This window comes from Devosia sp. 67-54 (assembly GCF_001899075.1).
In the GTDB taxonomy this organism is placed as follows: domain Bacteria; phylum Pseudomonadota; class Alphaproteobacteria; order Rhizobiales; family Devosiaceae; genus Devosia_A.
Genome location: NZ_MKVA01000003.1, coordinates 20,816 through 38,409, shown reverse-complemented (window position 1 = coordinate 38,409; position 17,594 = coordinate 20,816). Strand labels below are relative to the sequence as shown.

Here is a 17,594-nt window from a genome sequence, read left to right as displayed (position 1 = left end):
CGGGCTTTCCGATGACTGACTCGCAGCACCAATGACCATCGCCGTCGATATGGGAACGGCCTCCGGCGGCGGCACGGCCACGGGCGGCGCCACGGTCGGTCTCGACCTCGAGGAATTGCTGGCGACGCGCCTGCTGGTGCAGGGCAATTCCGGCTCGGGCAAGTCGCATTTGCTGCGCCGCCTGCTGGAGCAGAGCGCGACGCTGGTGCAGCAGATCGTCATCGATCCGGAAGGCGATTTCGTCACGCTGGCGGAAAAATACGGGCATTTGACCATCGATGCGGCCCGCACCGAGGCGGAGCTGACGCGAATCGCCGGGCGCGTGCGGCAGCATCGCGTGTCGGCGGTGCTCAACCTCGAAGGCCTCGACATGGAGCAGCAGATGCGCTGCGCCGCCGCCTTCCTCGGCGGCCTGTTCGAGGCCGAGCGCGACCATTGGTATCCGGTGCTGGTGGTGGTCGACGAGGCGCAATTGTTCGCCCCGGCGGTGGCCGGCGACGTGTCGGACGAGGCGCGCAAGCTGTCGCTCGGGGCGATGACCAACCTCATGTGCCGCGGCCGCAAGCGCGGCCTCGCCGGGGTGATCGCGACGCAGCGGCTCGCCAAGCTGGCCAAGAACGTCGCGGCGGAAGCCTCGAACTTCCTCATGGGCCGCACCTTCCTCGATATCGACATGGCGCGCGCCGCCGATTTGCTGGGCATGGACCGGCGGCAGGCCGAGATGTTCCGCGATTTGCAGCGCGGGCATTTCGTGGCGCTCGGCCCGGCGCTGTCGCGGCGGCCGCTGCCGGTGGTGATCGGCGCGGTCGAGACGCAGGCGCAATCGACCAACCCCCGGCTCGAGCCGCTGCCCGACACGCCGGCCGACGTCGAGGCGCTGATCTTCACCGCGTCCGCCGAGGAGATGTCGCGTCCCGTCCGCCGCGCGCCGAAACCGGTGGTGACGCCGACGGCCGATCTCCTCGCCCAGCTCAGCCGGCCGCGTGCGCCCGAACCGGCCGAGGCGCCGGACGCGCCGCCGGTCGATGCGGCCCAGCGTGAGGCGCTGATCGACAGGGTGCTGCGCGACGTGCTGGAGGACCCCGAAAGCGGCTTCCGCAACGTCGCCGTGCTGTACCAGGATTTCCTGGTGCGCTGCCGCATCCAGCGGGTGCCGGGCGAGCCGCTGGCGCTGCCCGCCTTCCGCCGGCGCCTCGCCATCGGGCGCGCCCGGGTGTCGGAGGACGTGGCGGCGCGCGCGGAGTGGCAGCGCGTGCTCGATCTCTCCGAGCGGCTGCCGGACGATGTGCAGAGCGTGTTCCTCGCCCTCGCGCACGCCGCGGTGACGGGCGAGCCCTGCCCGGCCGACGCCCTGCTGGCGCAGATCTACGGCACGCATTCGGTCAGCCGGGCGCGGCGGCTGCTCACCTATTTCGAGGAGCAGAACCTCGTGGTGGTGCGCACCGATTTCCACGGCCGCCGCATCGTCGCCTTCCCCGACCTCGGAGTCGAGACGGCGCCCGGCGATCCCGGCGCATCGCTGTCGGCCGCGTCCTAGTCGGTGCATTCACGTTGAGAGCGGTGCAGCGGCCGCAGCCACCACATGCGCGCTTGTCCGAACGTGAACGGCCCCTAAGCGAAGAACCCGAGCGCCTTGTCGAGCGCGCCCAGCGGGCCGCATTGGCCCAGCGCCTCGCGTGCCTTGCGGCTGTCGCGGGCGATGGCGGCGATCAGCTCGTCGAGGCCCTTGTAGACCTCCTGGCCGCGGATGTGGCTGATCAGGGCGATTTCCAGATGCCGGCCGTAGATGTCGGCGTCGAAATCGAACAGGAAGGTCTCGAACGGCGGCAGTTCGTTGTTGAACATCGGCTTGCCGAAGCTGGCGACGCCATCGAGCAGCCTTTCGCCGAGCCGGGCGCGCACGGCGTAGACGCCCTGCGCCAGGGCGAAGCTCGAGGCGGTGGCGATGTTGGCGGTGGGGAAACCCAGCAGCCGGCCGCGCTGGTCGCCCTTCACCACCTCGCCGCCGAAGAACCAGTGATAGCCGAGCAGGCCGTTGGCCTCGGCCACCTCGCCCTCGGTGAGCGCCTTGCGGATGCGCGAGGACGACACCGCCTCCTCGCCCTCGGGCAGGAGGTCGAGGATGTCGACGGAAAAGCCGTGGATGGCCCCGGCCGCGCGCAGGAAATCCGGCGTGCCGCGGCGGTTGTGGCCGAAGTGGAAATCGGCGCCCACCACGACGCCCGAGACGCGCAGCGCCCTGACCAGGAAGCGCGCCACGAAGTCCTCGGCCTCGACCATGGAAAGGTCGCGGCTGAACGGCATCAGCACGATGCCGTCGAGCCCGAGCGCGGCGCACAGCCGCGCCTTGATGTCGGGCGGGCTCAGCCGGAACATGAAGGGCGCCGGCGCGAACACGTCGCGCGGATGCGGCTCGAAAGTCAGCATCACCGCCGGCACGTTGCGCGCCTTCGCCTGCGTCTTCAGCCGCTCCAGCACCGCCTGGTGGCCGCGATGCACGCCGTCGAACGAGCCGATCGCCACCATGCAGCCCTTGAGCGCGGCGGGCACGTTGTCGAGGCCGTCGAGGCGATAGAAGCTGGTCATCGGAAGCTGGCCTCGGCGGTGTCGCGCGGATGCTGCGGGCTATATGGCAAGCGCAATCCTACCACGCAAGGCGCGGCATGAAGCCCTTGAGCCGGGCGCCGCTCGGCGACACCAGGGCACGGATCGCCTCGGGATCGGGCGCCCCGAAGGCATCGAGCTCCTGCGCATGGATGGAGCCGGTGATGAACAGCAGATCGAGCCCGGCATTGGCGGCGCCGATGGCGTCGGTACGCACGCTGTCGCCGATGGCGAGGATGCGGCTGCGCGCGAGCGGCCGGCCGGCGGCGGCGTCGGCCAGGCGGAGCGCCTCGTCGTAGATCTGGCGGTACGGCTTGCCGGCCATGCGGATGCGGCCGCCATGCGCTTCGTAGAGGTCGGCCAGCGCGCCGCCGCAATAGATGATGCGGCCGCCATGCTCGACCACCCGGTCGGGGTTGGCGCAGATCAGCGGCAGCCGGCGCCCGAGCCACACGGCGATCCGCGCCTCGTACATGTCGGGCGTGTCGTCGTCGGTATCGAGGTCGGTGACCACCACCGCCTCGGCCTCCTCGGCCGGGCCGCGGATGACGCCCAGCCCCTCATACAGCGAATCGTCGATGCTGGGCGGGCCGATATGGTGGATGACCCTGCCGCGATAGGGCGCGATCATCGCCCGCGTCACCTCGCCGGACGAGATCACGGCGTCGTAGGCGTCGCGCGGCACGCGCATGTCGTCGAGCATGTCGACGATGGGCGCCACGGCGCGCGGGGCGTTGGTGATCAGCACCACGCGCCGGCCGCCCTTGCGGAACTGCCGCAGGGCCTCGACGGCATCGGGATGCGCGGAAACGCCATTGTGCACCACTCCCCACACATCGGAGAGAACGGCATCGTAGTCGGGAGCAAGATCGGAAAGCGTGGTCATGCGCTGCTTATCGGCCGATGGCGGCGGAAATGCAAAGGGGCGCGCGGGGCGCCCTACCGCGCGGCCCTGGCAAGGCCCGTGCCGCGGTCGAGCTGCAGGTCCGGGCGCACCGGCCCGGGGGCGGCGATGTGCGGCCCCTGCGCCAGGGTGACGCCGTCCTCGAACAGATGCAGCAATTGCTGCTCGTCGATGATGCCGGTCGCCACCATGTCGATGCCGAAGCGGCGGCCATAGGCGGCGACGTCGGCGGCGTGGAAATCGGTGAACATCTCGGGCTGGCGCAGGAAGCGCGTGGCGTCGACGCGCACTGTCCTGAAGCCCAGCCCCTGCAGCTCGGCATAGTCGAAGCGCAGCGAGGTGGCGTTGGCCAGCGACAGCGCCACGCCCATCTTGTTGATCGCCCCGAGTGAGGCTTTTTCGCGCGGGCCCAGCGCCTTGTACTCGTTCTGCTCGATCACCAGCAGCAGCGAGCCGGCGACGGCGCGGTTGGCGTCGAGCGCGGCGAGCACCAGCTCCACGGCCTTGGCGCTCGACAACGTGGCGCGCGACACCGGCACGAACAGCGTGATCGGGCTGCCCGAGGTGCGGGCGCGGCGGGCGATCACCACTGCCTCGTCCATGGCGTCGGCCTCGAGCCGCGCCACCAGCTCCTCGCCGCCATGGCGTGGCATGAAATCGGGGCGGTCGGCGAAGCTGCCGTCCTCCATGGCGAGGCGCGGCACGAGGTCGTAGCCGTGCGGCCGGCGCTGCGGCAGCGTGACGATGGGCTCGATGTGGAACACCAGCCGCTGCTCCTCGACGGCCTGGCGCAACAGTTCGAGCGGAATGATCGGCTCGGGCAGGATGTCGGGGTCCGGCTCGGGCAGCGGCTTGACCTGCTTGTCCTCGACGGTCAGGCGGCGCTGCTCCTCGAGGTCGGCGACGGTCTCGGTCACCTGCTTGACCACGGTGCCCAGCACCGCGAGGTCGGATTCGATCGAGTCGAGCCGCTTGCCGGCATCGAGCTCGGTCAGGGCGTTGATGCGCTGGCTCAGCACCGAGCCGGCCTGCGCGTCGGTCGAGAGCAGCCGCGACAGGTCCTCGATGGCCTTCTCCAGCCGGCCCTCGGCGCGGCGGCGGAGCTGGCGCTCGACCAGCAGCACCGCAAGGCAGCCGAAGGCGATGGCGGTGACGGCGGCTTCGATGGGGGTGAAGGTCAGGCCTAAATACGCCGCAGCCGCAACGCCCAGGGCCGCCAGCGCGATGAACAGATAGACCAGGCCCTGCACGACTGCTCCGCTCCCCGGGTTCGGCGCGATCTCCGCTGCCACCATAGGGCGGGCGGCGGCCTCGTCAAAACGGATTATTTACCCTGAACGTCAACAATCACCGGCAAGTGACGCGAGTGTTGGGGCCGGGGTCGATGACGGACGAAATGAGCAGCAAGGCGGCCGTGCCGGCGCGCCTGCTGCTGGTCGATGAACGCAAGGGCCTGGCGTCGCTGGCCGGCCCGCTGGCGGCGGAATTCGCCCTGTCGCCGATCATCGTCGAGCTCGACACGGGCCGCGCCGCGATCGATCTGCTCAAGACCTCGGTGTTCGACCTGATCGTCGCCGATCTCGAGGCGCTGGGCGACATCGCCGACGGCGTCGCGGAGCGGATCGGCAAGCTGGCGCGCATCGCCTCGGGCGCGCTGCTGCTGGTGCGCAGCCAGGGCTGCTCGATCTCGGCGGCGCTCGAGGGCATGCGCGCCGGAGCGCATGACTGCGTCGGCACCGACCTCGACCTTGCGGCCATGGCGCGCCGCATCGGCGACCTCGCCCGCCGCCATGGCAAGGCGCAATTCCTCGCGGCCGCGCAGGCGCCGGCCACAGCCGCCGCCGCGCACGCCGCGCCGTCGCCGCAGATCCCGGTGATGCGCGATCTGGTGCTGCCGATGTGGCGGCAGGAGCAGCGCATCATCGAAGACGCGATCCAGAGCTTTTCCGGCAACATCGCGCTCGCCGCCGCCGCGCTCGAGCTCAGCCCCTCCACCATCTACCGCAAGCGCCAGGCCTGGGCCGAGATGGAGCTGAAGCGGGCCTAGACTCTATTCGGAAACGGCGGCCTTGATGGCGGCTGCCACCGCCGGGATGGTCGAGCGGTGCAACCGCACCATGCCGTCAACCTTTTCGGCGATGAGTTCGACCGTCTCACCAGAATTGTCGAGGACCTGCGCCGTGTCGGCATGCCGCAGGAACCAAGGAAGCTGTTCCAGCGAGCGCCAGTATCTCTCGATGATCTTGTGCTCCGGCACGTCGTGGCCTCCGCGGGCGACACGAGCCCGAACCCGTTCCACGTTCAGCTCGGGCGAATTCAGGACGACATAGACCAGCCGAATCGCAAAACCGTGCTGCTTGGCCAAGGACACGACGCGCCGATATTTCGGCGTCGACAACACCGTCTCGACGCCGAGGCTGCGATGCACGCGAATGGTGGCCTCGAGCCATGCTTCGAGCCGCGTAACGGCCTGGATATTGGCCTCGTCTAGAGTAAGCCCCTCGCGCTCCTGAATTTGCAGGGTCAGCAGGTCTGGATTGACGATCCAGAACGGCACGTCCCGTCGCTCGGGCTGGAGATGCGCATAGGCTGTGCTTTTGCCCGAACCGTTCGGGCCGGCAAATATCCAGAACTGAGCGGGGCCGCTACTCGGCAGCAACGACGTGCGAGTGCACAGGCTTTCTGCGACGAGCCTCCGTCACATTCATCTGAAACACCTTCAAAAACTGATCATTAAAATGGGGGTCGGCAGTATCAAGCACGTAGACGGTCTCGACCTTCCCGTCAGCACCGCGACGGCGGCGCGTCGGCACTTTCGTCGCACGCACCCGGTCGCGACGCTCCTTGGTGTTCAGGTCGGTGACAACGAGCTTGTCCATGGCTCACATATAGCATCGTGCATGGCGCAATGCCAACTCGCTCACGCCCGCCAGGTAATGGCGCGGCTGACGGCGTAGTTGAACACCACGCTCATCAGGGCGCCGGTGATGCCGGCGAAATAGGCCGAGCGGTCGAGGGTGAAGATCCAGTTGGCCACCGAGACGTTGGCGATCGCGCCGATCGAGCAGATCACGTAGAAGCTGAACAGGCCGGTGAAGAAGCGCCAGCCCTTGAGCTTCTTGTGGGAGAAGGTGAACTCGTTGTTGAGGACGAAGTTCGTCGTCATCGACACGACGGTCGCCACCACCTGCGAATTGACGAAGTTGAACTGCAGCAGGTTGTAGCAGAGCCCCAGCACCAGCAGGTGCACGATGATGCCGAGCACGCCGACGCCGCCGAACAGCAAAAAGCTGGTGGGCAGGAAGCCGCCGGTCATCTTGGAGACGACAAGGCCGAGGAACTGCACCACCACCAGCGGGCTCATCTTGCTCTCGCCGGCGTTGCGCTGGCGGAAGGTGTAGGGCACTTCGCCGATCTTGAGGTCGCGCCCCTGGGCGCGGCGCACGCGGCTGGCCGACACCACGATGTCGAGCAGGATCTTGAAGCCCTCGTTGCTGAGCAGCCCCGCGACCTCGTCGAACACCTCGCGCTTCATCAGGAAGAAGCCGCTCATCGGGTCGGACAGCGACTTGCCGGTGACGAGGTGCGACAGCTGGGTGGCGAAGCGGCTCCCCGCCTCGCGCGTCCGGCTCAATCCCTCGCCCACCTGCCCCGAGCCTGCGTAGCGGGTGCCCACCACGATGTCGTCGCCGCCCAGCGTCTTCTCCAGCATCTGCGGCAGGATGCGCTCGTCGTGCTGGTGGTCGGCGTCGATTACGGCGAAATACGGCGCGGCGCTGGCCGAAATGCCCTCGATCACCGCCGAGCTCAGGCCGCGGCGGCCGATGCGGTGGATGCAGCGGACATTGGCGTGCTGGCGCGCCATGTCCTTGACCACGGCGGCGGTGCCGTCGGGGGAATTGTCGTCGACGACGATGAATTCGAAGGGGATATCGCCGAGCGCCGCCGTCACCTTGTCATAGAGCGGCGCGATGTTGTCGCGCTCCTTGTAGCTCGGCACGATCACCGCCAGTTGCGGCGAGTTCCAAATCTGCTGTGCGGCGAGGGGTTTGCTGTCGAGCTCGATGGTCACGGCATATCCAGGTGGGAAAACGCGTCGGGCCCAATATCGCCCGCAGACCACAATCCGCAAGGGCGGCGAGCGTTCCGCCCAGCAAAAGCGACGATGGCCGGCGCAAACCGGCTTGACGGTCAAAAGCGGCCCTCCTATATCCCCGCCAGCTGTTAGCACTCGGCCTGCTGGAGTGCTAACAGGCAGATTCATTGGCAATAGGAGCAGTCCATGGCTTTCCGTCCCCTGCACGACCGCGTGGTCGTTCGCCGTGTCGACAGCGAGGAGAAATCCGCTGGCGGCATCATCATCCCCGACACCGCCAAGGAAAAGCCCTCCGAGGGCGTGATCGAGGCCGTCGGCCCGGGCGCCCGCGACGAGGCGGGCAAGATCCAGCCGCTCGACGTCAAGGTCGGCGACCGCATCCTGTTCGGCAAGTGGAGCGGCACCGAGGTCAAGCTCGACGGCAAGGACCTGCTGATCATGAAGGAAACCGACATCATGGGCGTGATCGGCTGACCGCCGCTCCCACCCCGATCGTCCCCATTTTCTAAGGAGCGCCTCAGATGGCAGCCAAAGACGTGAAATTCTCCACCGACGCGCGTGACAAGATGGTCCGCGGCGTCAACATCCTCGCCAACGCCGTCAAGGTCACGCTCGGTCCCAAGGGCCGCAACGTCGTGATCGACAAGTCGTTCGGCGCGCCGCGCATCACCAAGGACGGCGTCACCGTCGCCAAGGAAGTCGAGCTCGAGGACAAGTTCGAAAACATGGGCGCCCAGATGGTGCGCTCGGTCGCCTCCAAGACCAACGACGTCGCCGGCGACGGCACCACCACCGCCACCGTGCTGGCCCAGGCCATCGTCAACGAGGGGGTGAAGCTGGTTGCCGCCGGCATGAACCCGATGGATCTGAAGCGCGGCATCGACCTCGCGGTCAACGAGGTCGTCGACAATCTGTCCAAGGCCAAGAAGACCATCTCGTCCAACTCCGAAGTCGCCCAGGTCGGCACCATTTCGGCCAATGGCGAGAAGTCGATCGGCGAGATGATCGCCAACGCCATGCAGAAGGTCGGCAATGAGGGCGTGATCACCGTCGAGGAAGCCAAGACGGCCGAGACCGAGCTCGACGTGGTCGAGGGCATGCAGTTCGACCGTGGCTATCTGAGCCCCTATTTCGTCACCAATGCCGAGAAGATGACCGCCGTGCTCGAAGAGCCGGTGATCCTGCTGCATGAAAAGAAGCTCTCGAACCTGCAGGCCATGCTGCCGATCCTCGAAGCGGTGGTACAGAGCCAGCGTCCGCTGCTGATCGTCGCCGAGGACATCGAGGGCGAGGCGCTCGCCACGCTCGTCGTCAACCGCCTGCGCGGCGGCCTCAAGGTCGCGGCCGTCAAGGCCCCGGGCTTCGGTGATCGCCGCAAGGCCATGCTCGAGGACATCGCCATCCTCACCGGCGGCCAGGTCATCTCGGAAGAGCTCGGCATCAAGCTCGAGAACGTGACCCTCGACATGCTCGGCACCGCCAAGCGCGTCGAGATCGCCAAGGAGACCACCACGATCGTCGACGGCGCCGGCAGCAAGGCCGACATCGAAGGCCGCGTGGCGCAGATCAAGGCGCAGATCGAGGAGACCACCTCGGACTACGACAAGGAGAAGCTGCAGGAGCGTCTCGCCAAGCTCGCCGGCGGCGTGGCCGTGATCAAGGTCGGTGGCGCAACCGAAGTCGAGGTCAAGGAGAAGAAGGACCGCGTCGACGACGCGCTCAACGCCACCCGCGCCGCGGTCGAGGAAGGCATCGTGCCGGGCGGCGGCGTCGCCCTGCTCCGCGCCGCCTCGGCCCTCAAAGCCAAGGGCGAGAATGCCGACCAGACCGCCGGCATCAACCTGGTGAAGCGCGCCCTGCAGGAGCCGGTTCGCCAGATCGTGCAGAACGCCGGTGACGAGGGTTCGGTCGTGGTCGGCAAGATCCTCGAGAACTCCAACCAGAACTACGGCTACGACGCCCAGACCGGCGAATATGGCGACATGATCCAGATGGGCATCGTCGACCCGGTCAAGGTGGTGCGCACGGCGCTGCAGGATGCGGCCTCGGTCGCCTCCCTGCTGATCACCACCGAAGCCATGATCGCCGAGCTGCCCAAGGACGCGGCCCCGGCGATGCCGGGCGGCGGCATGGGCGGCGGCATGGGCGGCATGGACTTCTAAGTCCGGCCAACCAGCTACGGGTACGAACGACGGCGCGGTGGTCCCCACTGCGCCGTTTTTCATGGACAGGACTATAGCAATTTTGCTATGTTTGTTCGATGTGGACGGTCAAGATCCTCGATGACGCTGTCGAAGCCGAGATCCGCGCGCTTCCCGAAGATTTGCGCGCTCGCCTCGGCCGAGCCATCGATCTGATCGAAACTGAAGGCCTGGACCGCCTGCCGCGCGATCTCGTGCGACACCTGGAAGGCAAGCTCTGGGAGTTGCGAATACAGGCCCGAAGCGGCATCTCCCGCGCCATCTATGTTACGGCAAACAGAAAGCTGGTGATCGTCGTAAGGGTCTTCGTAAAGAAGACGCAGAAAACGCCCACCAAGGAACTGGCGATCGCACGGCGGCGTGCAAAGGACATCGAATGAAGAACTTCAGAGACCTGCACAACGAATGGATGGCGGACGATCCGGAATACCGCCGGGAATACGAGGCGCTGGACGAGGAGTTTGCCTTGATGAAGGCGCTCATCGACGCGCGGGCGCAGGCCGGGTTGACGCAGGAGCAACTGGCCGAACGCATGGAAACGTCGCAGAGCGTCATCGCGCGCCTCGAAAGCGGGCGCACCATGCCGTCGGGACGCACGCTTGCGCGCTATGCCAAGGCGACCGGGACCAGGCTCCGGGTCAGCTTCGAGCCGAAGACCCGCGAGCGCGCCTGAGCCGCCGCATCTCCGCCCGGTTTGGCCGCCACGCTCGGTCCGCCCCAGCCCCCGGAGATTCCGCCATGCGCACCCTGACCCTCGCTTTGCTTGCCTCGCTCATCGCCGTGCCGGCGCTGGCGGCGGCGCCGGATTATCTGGACGATCGCTCGACGCCCGAGGCGGTGATCTCGTCGTTCTACAATGCGATCAGCCGGCAGGAATATGCGCGGGCCTGGTCGTACTATCAGGATGGGCAGGGCGTGCCGAAATTCGCAGCCTTCGTGAAGGGCTACCAGGACACGGTGGCGGTGAAGGTCAGCTTCGGACAATCGGCGCAGGAAGGCGCCGCCGGCAGCACCTACTGGACGCTGCCGGTCAGCCTCGACGCGGTCGATCGGGCCGGCAGGCACAGCTATTTTTCGGGCTGCTACACGCTGCGGCTCGCCAATCCGGCGATCCAGGCGGCGCCGCCGTTCCGGCCGCTGCACATCGTCGAGGGCCACCTCAACAAGACCAAGGGCGCCAGCCCCGCCTTCGCGCCGGCCAGGTGCTCGCCGTAAGCGCGTGCAATTGGCCGGGCGCCGGCATGGTCCTGTTTACCTTTTGCGGTCAGGGTAGGCGCATATTTAGGGGCAAGATTTGATGTCGTTCATTCGTTTGTTGGGCGCGCTGTGGCGGCGCGCGGCGCGGCCGCTTTTCGCTCCCGCGCCCAAGGGCGAAAGGCAGGCGCCCGCCGCGGAACCAGCCATCCTGCCGCAATTGTCGACACGGGTGGCGGCGCCGCGCGACGGCGGCTAGCGGACCAGCAGCAGCCGGCCCGCGAGAATCAGCGACACCACCACCACCAGCGGGCGGATCAGCCGCGCGCCGAAGCGGATGCCGGTGAGCGCGCCGAGATAGCCGCCGGCCAGTTGGCCCACCGCCATCGCCAGCGCCGCCGGCCACAGCACGTCGCCCGACGGGATGAACAGCGCCAGCGCCCCCAGATTGGAGGCGAGGTTGACGATCTTGGTGTTGCCGGCGGCGCGGGTGACGCCCAGCCCGAACAGCGCCACGAAGCCCATGGTGAGGAACGAGCCGGTGCCCGGCCCGAAGATGCCGTCGTAAAAGCCCACCGCCATGCCCAGCACCGGCACGAAGCCGGTCCAGCCGAGGCGGGCGTGGCGGTCCTCGTCGCCGAGCCGCGGCGCCAGCAGGAAATAGAGGGCGATGGCGACGAGCGCCACCGGCACCGCCAGCGACAGCACCGAGACGTCGATCTGCTTGACCACGAAGGCGCCGAGGAACGCGGCGGCGAAGGTCGCCGGGATGGCGAGCGCCAGCGCCCGCAGCGACACATAGCCCCTGCGCCAATAGGTGGTGGCGGCCATGGCGGTGCCGATCACCCCCTGCACCTTGTTGGTGCCGAGCGCGGCGATGGGCGGCACGCCCGCCGCCAGCAGCGCCGGCAGCGCGATCAGCCCGCCGCCGCCGGCGATGGCGTCGACGAAGCCCGCCAGCATGCCGGCGCCGGCCAGCGCCAGCAGCGTCAGCGGCTCGAGCATCGGCCGGGACCAGTCGGGAACGGGAAAGGACGTCGCATTGCCGGATCGCCATGTCGCGGCGCGCCGGGCCGCATCGGTGCTCCTGCTACACCGAAAACCCCGGGCGCCGCCAGCCGCAACATTGCGCCGCGCCGCGTCAACCTTTATGAGGCAGGAACGTTTAGGGCATGATCCCAAGGGCCGAGAGCGTGAACCCCACCATCCGCAAATTCCTGCTGTTCGCGATCGCCGGCGGCGCCGGCTTCGTCACCGACACGGCGGTGCTGTACCTGCTCAAGGGCGCGCTCGGCCCCTATGCGGCGCGCGTGGTGTCGTTCCTCGTGGGTGTCGCCACCACCTGGATCATCAACCGCTCGCTGGCCTTCCGCGGCCAGCTCAAGGACGTGCCGATCTGGCGCGAATTCCTCAATTATCTCGGCGCCATGATCGTGGGCGGCGCGGTCAATTACGCGATCTACGCGGCGCTGGTGGCCACCGTGCCGCTGGTCGCCCAATATCTGATCCTCGGCGTCGCGGCGGGCGTGGCCGGCGGCATGGTCGTCAACTTCCTGCTGGCCGACAAGCTGGTGTTCAAATCCCGGGTGCCGCCGCAATCGGTGTAGAGCGCCGCACGGCTGATCCGTATCGGCAGCCTAGCGCGTCCCATGGTCATTCCTGCGCATTTTTTCCGCATCGTGGATGGGGAAGCAGGTCTGGTGATTACTAGAACCACGTTCTTGTTTCACCAGTGTCGCCTACCTACAATTGCGTCGAAATTCCCGGCGCCACGCCGCCCATGATCGACAGCAGCGCTTCGAGCTGCGCTTTTTTCAGCGGCGTCCAGTCGGCGGCGCGGCTGACGATCAGGTGCGCCTCGCTCTGCATGATGACGCCGTCCTCGAGGATCCGCAGCGCATTGGCCTGCAGCGTCTCGCCCGAGGAGGTGATGTCGACGATGAGGTCGGCGGCCCCCGCCGCGGGCGCGGCCTCGGTGGCGCCGGCGCTTTCGACGATGCGGTATTCGGCGATGCCCCATTCGGCGAAGAACTTTCGCGTCAGGTGCACGTATTTCGTCGCCACCCGCAGCCAGCGGCCATGGCGATAGCGGAAATCGGAGGCGACGTCGGCGAGGTCGACCATGTGGGTCACGTCGATCCAGGCGTCGGGCACCGCCACCACCACGTCGGCGCGGCCGAACTCCAGCGGCTTCACCAGCACCACCCGCGCCACGCCGTTCTCGGCCGCCTCGTGGATCAAATCGGAGCCGGTGACGCCGATGTCGATGGCGCCGGTGATCAGCTCGCGCGCGATTTCGGCGGCGGGATAGAAGCGCACCGACACGCCGGCCTGGTTCTTGATGGCGCCGACATAGGAGCGGGCGCCGCCCGGCCGGGTGATCGGCAGGCGCGACTCGCCGAAGACGCGGCGCGTCTCCTCCTCGAGCCGGCCCTTGCTGGGCACCGCCAGAATCAGCGCTTCGTCAGCCATTGTTGCGCGTCGCCTCCTGCTCCAGCCGGTCGGTCCACAGGGCGCAGCCCGAGGCGGTCACCGGCTCGGCGGCGCCCAGCCGGTTGAGCAGCCGGTCGTACTCGCCGCCCGAGGCGAGGATGTCGCCGGCCTCGCCGGTCATCTCGAACACCACGCCGGTGTAATAGTCGAGGCGCGGCGCAAAACCGGCGTCGAACACCACGCTGGCCTTGGGCGACAAAGCGATCAGCGCGGCGGCGTGCGAGCGCACGGTGTTGAGGCTGTCCTCGATGTCGATGCCGGCCTGGCGCGTCATCTGGTAGATGCGGTCGAGCGCCCGCTGCGGCACGTCGACGATCGACAGATATTCGACCAGCAGCGCCACCATCTCGTCGGGGATCGGCGAGGCGTCGAGCGCCTGCTTTTCGATGTAGCGCTCGGCGATCTCCTCGGGCAGGCGCGAGCCGACGAGGCTCAGCCCCGATTGCAGCATGTTGTCGGTGACGATCTCGATGATGGTTTCGCGCGCGTCGGGGGCGGCGCCGGCGACGCGCTGCTCGGGGTTGGTCAGCCGCTGCATCAGCCGGTGCATCGAGGCGGGGTGGCCGAAGCGGTGGCGGATGCGGGCCTGCCAATGGTCGGAAATGCCCATGGCGGCGAGGAAGGTCTCGAACAGGCCGACGCCGCCCAGCCGGATGTTGGGGGCGGTGACGTCGTAGATGGCCAGCGCCCAGCGCGCGAAGGTCAGCACCTGGTCGAGCGCCGCGGCGGCGTCGGGCTGGCCCAGCAGCTCGAGCCCGGCCTGGTCGTATTCGACTGGAACGCCGTCCTCCTGGCGGAAGATGGGGCCGAGATAGGTGAAGGCGCCGGGCACGCCCACCATGCCGTCGTCGAGGTAGGATTTGGCGATCGGCAGGGTGAAGTCGGGCCTCAGGCAATATTCGACGCCGTCATTGGCGGTGGTCAGCAGCAATTGCCGGCCGAACTCCTCGCCGGCGAGGTCGAGATAGGGGCCGGCCGGCAGCAGCAAAGGCGGCGCGACGCGCTGCACGGTCTTGCTCTCGACCAGCCGGACCATGGCGCCGCGGCGCTCGCTGGGCGTCTTGGCCACCATCAGCCTGTCGCCCGCATCCGCGCCACGGCCGGGATCTTGCCGAGCTCGGCGACGAGGTCGGCGCGATTGGCGGTCCACTGGCCCGGCCGCTCGGCGACATAGGCCTCGCGGCTCTCGATGCCCTTGGCCTGCTGCGCGCCGGCCTCGAGATCCTTGATGGTGACGCGGCCCTCGGCGCGCTCGTTGGAGCCGACGATCACCGCCGCGGCGGCGTGGCGGCGGTCGGCATATTTCATCTGCGCGTTCATGCCGGAGCTGCCCAGATACATCTCGGCGCGGATGCCGGCCTGGCGCAGCTCGGCCGTCAGCTTCTGGTAGTCGGCGATGGCGGCCGGGTCGCGGTCGAGCACCAGCACCACCACCGGGCCCGCCTGCGGTTCGGCGGCGAGCAGGCCGGTGAGCTTCAGCGCGTTGGTGAGGCGCGACACGCCGATGGAAAAGCCCGTCGCCGGCACCGGCTCGGAGCGGAAGCGCGACACCAGCCCGTCATAGCGCCCGCCGCCGCCGACGGCGCCGAACACCACCGGCTGCCCCTTCTCGTTGGGCACCTGGAACGTCAGTTCAATCTCGAAGACGGGGCCGGTGTAGTATTCGAGGCCACGAACCACCGAAGGTTCGATGCGGATGCGGCCGACATCATAACCTGCGGCATCGAACATGCCGCGCATGGCCGCCAGCTCCTGCACGCCGGGATTGTCCACCGGCGGATTGCCGGCGATGTAGTCCATCACCACGCCGCGCTGGCTGGCGCTGAGGCCCGCACCCTTGGTGAAGTCGCCGCTCTCGTCCTTGCGGCCCTCGCCGAGCAGCAGCTCGACTCCGTCGATGCCGAATTTGTCGAGCTTGTCGATGGCGCGCAGCACGGTGAGCTTGGCGCCGGCATCGGCGACGCCCGCCGCCTCCAGCACCCCGTCCAGCACCTTGCGGTTGTTGACCTTGACCACGTACTTCCCGCTCAGCCCGAGCGCGTCCATGGTGTCGGCCATCATCATGCACATTTCGGCGTCGGCCTCGGGGCCGGCGGCGCCGACGGTATCGGCGTCGAACTGCATGAACTGGCGGAAGCGGCCGGGGCCGGGCTTCTCGTTGCGGAACACGTAGCCGGCGCGATAGCTGCGGAACGGCTTGGGCAGTTTGTCGTAGTGCTGGGCGAAATAGCGGGCGAGCGGCGCCGTCAGGTCATAGCGCAGGCTCATCCACTGCTCGTCGTCGTCCTTGAGCGAGAACACGCCGGCATTGGGCCGGTCGGTGTCGGGCAGGAACTTGCCGAGTGTCTCGGTGTATTCGAGCAGCGGCGTTTCGATGGGGTCGAAGCCGTAGCGCTCATACACCCGCCGGATGGTCGCGAGCATGCGGTCGACCGCGGCGATGTCGGCGGGCGCGCGGTCCTCGAAACCGCGGGGAAGTCGCGCCTCGATCAGCGTGGTGCGGTCAGCCATTCAGTGGGGTTCCCAAACGTGCGCCGTTCCTAAAGGAAACGGCATTTCCAGACAAGAAGAGGCGGTTTTTATGGTTCAAGGGCATCCTGGCATTGGCGGCCGATCCGGACGTGAACTGCGCCGCCAACCGCTTTTTCTTTTTGCTCTGGCCGACCGATCCCGAACCGGATCGTTCGGCCAACCGCCTTTTTCTTTGCGCTCTGGCCGACCGATCCCGAACAGGATCGTTCGGCCAACCGCGGGGGTGTTGTGGCGAACGCGCCACAGATTTGCGGGTGCGTCAGCCTGCCGCAGAATCTGCTTGCGCCGGCGACTCCCCTCGCCTATCAGGCGCACGTTCCAACGCCAACCACGAAGGAGTCGCATATGACCGATCTGCTTTGCGCCTTTGCCCGTGGCATCCGCGTCGGGACCTGGGGACTGTATCGAGCCTGAGCGCTCCCGGCCGTTGTGCCAGCCGTCCCTGACCCTTCCTAGCCACCGCTAACGCCACCGCCGGTTCGAGTCCGCCCGAGGCCTTGCTGTCTCCGGCGTTTGCGCCGGTCCCGTCAGACCAACCGATCTCCATTTCCAGGGAGCCGGCGCCGCAAGGCGTCCGGCGCAGCACAAATGACTCCGTCGAACACCCAGCTCAGGACCAGCTTCGTTCCCTCCATCGCCCGCCGCGACCGTTCGGTCGTCAGCCGGCTGTTGTCAGCCATTCTCTCGCAATGGCCCGAGCGGACACGCGGCTCCCCCCGCCTGCCCAACTACCTCCGCCGCGACATCGGCCTCGATCCGGTGGACGAAGGCCGCAGATACTGGGACCACCAGTAGGCTCAGCCGCGTTTGCAGTCGTCCCCTCCCCCATACGACGCATGGGGGAGGGCCCCGACTGCACCATCAGCTACGCCGGCCGCTTCAGGCGCTGGCGTTCGCGCTCGCATTCGGCGCGCGCGAAGCAATGGCTGTAGTGGTCGTTGACCAGGCCCATCGCCTGCATGAAGGCATAGCAGGTGGTCGGCCCGACGAAGCTGAAGCCGCGCTTGCGCAGGTCCTTGCTGAACGCGCGCGACGCCTCGGTCTCCGAGGCGAGCCGGCCGCCGAGCTCGGGCGCCGCCTTTTCGTCCGGCTCGAAGCGCCAGACATAGGCGGCAAGGCTGCCGAACTCCTGCTGGATCGCCAGCGTGCGCTTGGCATTGTTGATGGTCGATTCGATCTTGCCGCGATGCCGGACGATGCCGGGATCCTGCAGCAGCCGCTCGACGTCCGCGGCGGTCATGCGCGCCACGCGGGCGACCTCGAAATCGTGGAACTGCTTGCGGAATTGCGGCCGCTTCCTGAGGATCGTCAGCCAGCTCAGGCCGGACTGGAAGCCCTCGAGGCACAGCTTTTCGAACAGCCGGTTGTCGTCGGTGACGGGGCGGCCCCATTCCACGTCGTGGTAGTGCACGTTCTCGGCGATCTCGCCGGCCCAGGCGCAGCGCTCGACCATCTTAACTCCCCCGAAACCATAAGCCGCGGCAAAGGCTTAACCATGCCTTTTCACGGCAAATTCGCTGTTTCTCGCGACACTCGGGTAACCCTGCCAAACAGTCAACGGGTGCTTTCG

Annotated in this window: 21 protein-coding genes; 10 read left to right on the top strand and 11 right to left on the bottom strand. The window is 67.8% G+C overall.

Annotated features, from left to right (window positions below):
• The first annotated feature begins 31 nt into the window (after nt 1-31).
• Nucleotides 32-1,537, top strand: a complete 1,506-nt coding sequence (locus BGO82_RS02770; RefSeq protein ID WP_291304023.1) for an ATP-binding protein — start codon at nt 32-34, stop codon at nt 1,535-1,537.
• Between the two features lie 74 nt (nt 1,538-1,611).
• Here BGO82_RS02770 and BGO82_RS02765 read toward each other — a convergent pair whose 3' ends face one another.
• From BGO82_RS02765 to BGO82_RS02755, 3 genes are read right to left on the bottom strand one after another with little or no spacing between them, the layout of a single operon-like run.
• Nucleotides 1,612-2,586, bottom strand: a complete 975-nt coding sequence (locus BGO82_RS02765; RefSeq protein ID WP_291304022.1) for a bifunctional riboflavin kinase/FAD synthetase — start codon at nt 2,584-2,586, stop codon at nt 1,612-1,614.
• Between the two features lie 58 nt (nt 2,587-2,644).
• Nucleotides 2,645-3,490 (bottom strand): TIGR01459 family HAD-type hydrolase, encoded by an 846-nt coding sequence (locus BGO82_RS02760; protein ID WP_291304021.1) that lies wholly within the window; start codon nt 3,488-3,490, stop codon nt 2,645-2,647.
• A 53-nt stretch (nt 3,491-3,543) separates the two neighbouring features.
• Nucleotides 3,544-4,758, bottom strand: a complete 1,215-nt coding sequence (locus BGO82_RS02755; RefSeq protein WP_291304020.1) for an EAL domain-containing protein — start codon at nt 4,756-4,758, stop codon at nt 3,544-3,546.
• A 146-nt stretch (nt 4,759-4,904) separates the two neighbouring features.
• On the opposite strand from BGO82_RS02755, the gene BGO82_RS02750 reads away from it, so the two are divergent.
• Nucleotides 4,905-5,555: a helix-turn-helix domain-containing protein gene (locus BGO82_RS02750; RefSeq protein ID WP_291304019.1), complete on the top strand. Its 651-nt coding sequence runs from the start codon at nt 4,905-4,907 to the stop codon at nt 5,553-5,555.
• 3 nt (nt 5,556-5,558) lie between these two features.
• Here BGO82_RS02750 and BGO82_RS02745 read toward each other — a convergent pair whose 3' ends face one another.
• From BGO82_RS02745 to BGO82_RS02735, 3 genes are read right to left on the bottom strand one after another with little or no spacing between them, the layout of a single operon-like run.
• Entirely contained in the window at nt 5,559-6,167 is a 609-nt protein-coding gene (locus BGO82_RS02745) for an AAA family ATPase (protein WP_291304018.1), read from the bottom strand.
• Nucleotides 6,154-6,387, bottom strand: a complete 234-nt coding sequence (locus BGO82_RS02740) for a hypothetical protein (protein WP_291304017.1) — start codon at nt 6,385-6,387, stop codon at nt 6,154-6,156. The genes BGO82_RS02745 and BGO82_RS02740 overlap by 14 nt, the downstream gene beginning before the upstream one ends.
• 41 nt (nt 6,388-6,428) lie before the next feature.
• Nucleotides 6,429-7,580 carry a glycosyltransferase family 2 protein gene (locus BGO82_RS02735; RefSeq protein ID WP_291304016.1) on the bottom strand — a complete coding sequence of 384 codons (1,152 nt, stop codon included), beginning with the start codon at nt 7,578-7,580 and terminating at the stop codon, nt 6,429-6,431.
• Nucleotides 7,581-7,790: 210 nt separating this feature from the next.
• Here BGO82_RS02735 and BGO82_RS02730 point away from each other — a divergent pair, with 210 nt between their 5' ends.
• The 6 genes from BGO82_RS02730 to BGO82_RS02705 all read left to right on the top strand — a co-directional run bounded on the left by BGO82_RS02730 (nt 7,791) and on the right by BGO82_RS02705 (nt 11,258).
• Nucleotides 7,791-8,078 (top strand): co-chaperone GroES, encoded by a 288-nt coding sequence (locus BGO82_RS02730; RefSeq protein WP_291304015.1) that lies wholly within the window; start codon nt 7,791-7,793, stop codon nt 8,076-8,078.
• 47 nt (nt 8,079-8,125) lie between these two features.
• Nucleotides 8,126-9,766 carry a chaperonin GroEL gene (groL, locus tag BGO82_RS02725; RefSeq protein WP_291304014.1) on the top strand — a complete coding sequence of 547 codons (1,641 nt, stop codon included), beginning with the start codon at nt 8,126-8,128 and terminating at the stop codon, nt 9,764-9,766.
• A gap of 98 nt (nt 9,767-9,864) precedes the next feature.
• Nucleotides 9,865-10,185 carry a type II toxin-antitoxin system RelE/ParE family toxin gene (locus BGO82_RS02720; protein WP_291304013.1) on the top strand — a complete coding sequence of 107 codons (321 nt, stop codon included), beginning with the start codon at nt 9,865-9,867 and terminating at the stop codon, nt 10,183-10,185.
• Nucleotides 10,182-10,478, top strand: a complete 297-nt coding sequence (locus BGO82_RS02715) for a helix-turn-helix transcriptional regulator (protein WP_291304012.1) — start codon at nt 10,182-10,184, stop codon at nt 10,476-10,478. Before BGO82_RS02720 ends, BGO82_RS02715 begins: the two co-directional genes overlap by 4 nt.
• 65 nt (nt 10,479-10,543) lie before the next feature.
• Complete coding sequence (locus tag BGO82_RS02710; RefSeq protein WP_291304011.1) at nt 10,544-11,020, top strand: hypothetical protein; 477 nt, start codon at nt 10,544-10,546, stop codon at nt 11,018-11,020.
• A gap of 79 nt (nt 11,021-11,099) precedes the next feature.
• Nucleotides 11,100-11,258 carry a hypothetical protein gene (locus BGO82_RS02705; protein ID WP_291304010.1) on the top strand — a complete coding sequence of 53 codons (159 nt, stop codon included), beginning with the start codon at nt 11,100-11,102 and terminating at the stop codon, nt 11,256-11,258.
• Here BGO82_RS02705 and BGO82_RS02700 read toward each other — a convergent pair.
• A complete protein-coding gene (locus BGO82_RS02700) occupies nt 11,255-12,004 on the bottom strand; it encodes a TSUP family transporter (protein WP_291304009.1) in 750 nt (249 codons plus the stop codon). The genes BGO82_RS02705 and BGO82_RS02700 overlap by 4 nt on opposite strands.
• A gap of 167 nt (nt 12,005-12,171) precedes the next feature.
• On the opposite strand from BGO82_RS02700, the gene BGO82_RS02695 reads away from it, so the two are divergent.
• Nucleotides 12,172-12,606: a GtrA family protein gene (locus tag BGO82_RS02695; protein ID WP_291304008.1), complete on the top strand. Its 435-nt coding sequence runs from the start codon at nt 12,172-12,174 to the stop codon at nt 12,604-12,606.
• A gap of 136 nt (nt 12,607-12,742) precedes the next feature.
• Here BGO82_RS02695 and hisG read toward each other — a convergent pair whose 3' ends face one another.
• Genes hisG through hisS form a run of 3 tightly spaced genes read right to left on the bottom strand, consistent with a single transcriptional unit; the run spans nt 12,743 to nt 16,003 of the window.
• A complete protein-coding gene (gene hisG, locus BGO82_RS02690) occupies nt 12,743-13,471 on the bottom strand; it encodes an ATP phosphoribosyltransferase (RefSeq protein ID WP_291304007.1) in 729 nt (242 codons plus the stop codon).
• Nucleotides 13,464-14,564, bottom strand: coding sequence for an ATP phosphoribosyltransferase regulatory subunit (locus BGO82_RS02685; protein ID WP_291304006.1), 1,101 nt, complete (start codon nt 14,562-14,564; stop codon nt 13,464-13,466). Before BGO82_RS02685 ends, hisG begins: the two co-directional genes overlap by 8 nt.
• Nucleotides 14,564-16,003 (bottom strand): histidine--tRNA ligase, encoded by a 1,440-nt coding sequence (gene hisS, locus BGO82_RS02680; RefSeq protein ID WP_291304005.1) that lies wholly within the window; start codon nt 16,001-16,003, stop codon nt 14,564-14,566. Before hisS ends, BGO82_RS02685 begins: the two co-directional genes overlap by 1 nt.
• Before the next feature lie 609 nt (nt 16,004-16,612).
• Here hisS and BGO82_RS02675 point away from each other — a divergent pair.
• The gene (locus tag BGO82_RS02675) at nt 16,613-16,819 is read left to right on the top strand and encodes a hypothetical protein (RefSeq protein WP_291304004.1); all 207 of its coding nucleotides are present in this window, start codon (nt 16,613-16,615) and stop codon (nt 16,817-16,819) included.
• 70 nt (nt 16,820-16,889) lie between these two features.
• On the opposite strand, the gene BGO82_RS02670 is transcribed toward BGO82_RS02675, so the two are convergent.
• On the bottom strand, nt 16,890-17,477 hold the full coding sequence (locus tag BGO82_RS02670) for a DNA-3-methyladenine glycosylase I (protein WP_291304003.1): 588 nt from the start codon (nt 17,475-17,477) through the stop codon (nt 16,890-16,892).
• Nucleotides 17,478-17,594: the final 117 nt, after the last annotated feature.

Coding starts and splice junctions, on each gene's coding strand:
- BGO82_RS02685 (WP_291304006.1), bottom strand. CDS start 14,564: ATGGTGGCCAAGACGCCCAGCGAGCGCCGCGGCGCCATGGTCCGGCTG.
- BGO82_RS02765 (WP_291304022.1), bottom strand. CDS start 2,586: ATGACCAGCTTCTATCGCCTCGACGGCCTCGACAACGTGCCCGCCGCG.
- BGO82_RS02715 (WP_291304012.1), top strand. CDS start 10,182: ATGAAGAACTTCAGAGACCTGCACAACGAATGGATGGCGGACGATCCG.
- BGO82_RS02670 (WP_291304003.1), bottom strand. CDS start 17,477: ATGGTCGAGCGCTGCGCCTGGGCCGGCGAGATCGCCGAGAACGTGCAC.
- BGO82_RS02770 (WP_291304023.1), top strand. CDS start 32: ATGACCATCGCCGTCGATATGGGAACGGCCTCCGGCGGCGGCACGGCC.
- BGO82_RS02695 (WP_291304008.1), top strand. CDS start 12,172: ATGATCCCAAGGGCCGAGAGCGTGAACCCCACCATCCGCAAATTCCTG.
- BGO82_RS02710 (WP_291304011.1), top strand. CDS start 10,544: ATGCGCACCCTGACCCTCGCTTTGCTTGCCTCGCTCATCGCCGTGCCG.
- BGO82_RS02740 (WP_291304017.1), bottom strand. CDS start 6,387: ATGGACAAGCTCGTTGTCACCGACCTGAACACCAAGGAGCGTCGCGAC.
- BGO82_RS02760 (WP_291304021.1), bottom strand. CDS start 3,490: ATGACCACGCTTTCCGATCTTGCTCCCGACTACGATGCCGTTCTCTCC.
- groL (WP_291304014.1), top strand. CDS start 8,126: ATGGCAGCCAAAGACGTGAAATTCTCCACCGACGCGCGTGACAAGATG.
- BGO82_RS02675 (WP_291304004.1), top strand. CDS start 16,613: ATGACTCCGTCGAACACCCAGCTCAGGACCAGCTTCGTTCCCTCCATC.
- hisS (WP_291304005.1), bottom strand. CDS start 16,003: ATGGCTGACCGCACCACGCTGATCGAGGCGCGACTTCCCCGCGGTTTC.
- BGO82_RS02720 (WP_291304013.1), top strand. CDS start 9,865: ATGTGGACGGTCAAGATCCTCGATGACGCTGTCGAAGCCGAGATCCGC.
- hisG (WP_291304007.1), bottom strand. CDS start 13,471: ATGGCTGACGAAGCGCTGATTCTGGCGGTGCCCAGCAAGGGCCGGCTC.
- BGO82_RS02700 (WP_291304009.1), bottom strand. CDS start 12,004: ATGCTCGAGCCGCTGACGCTGCTGGCGCTGGCCGGCGCCGGCATGCTG.
- BGO82_RS02730 (WP_291304015.1), top strand. CDS start 7,791: ATGGCTTTCCGTCCCCTGCACGACCGCGTGGTCGTTCGCCGTGTCGAC.
- BGO82_RS02750 (WP_291304019.1), top strand. CDS start 4,905: ATGAGCAGCAAGGCGGCCGTGCCGGCGCGCCTGCTGCTGGTCGATGAA.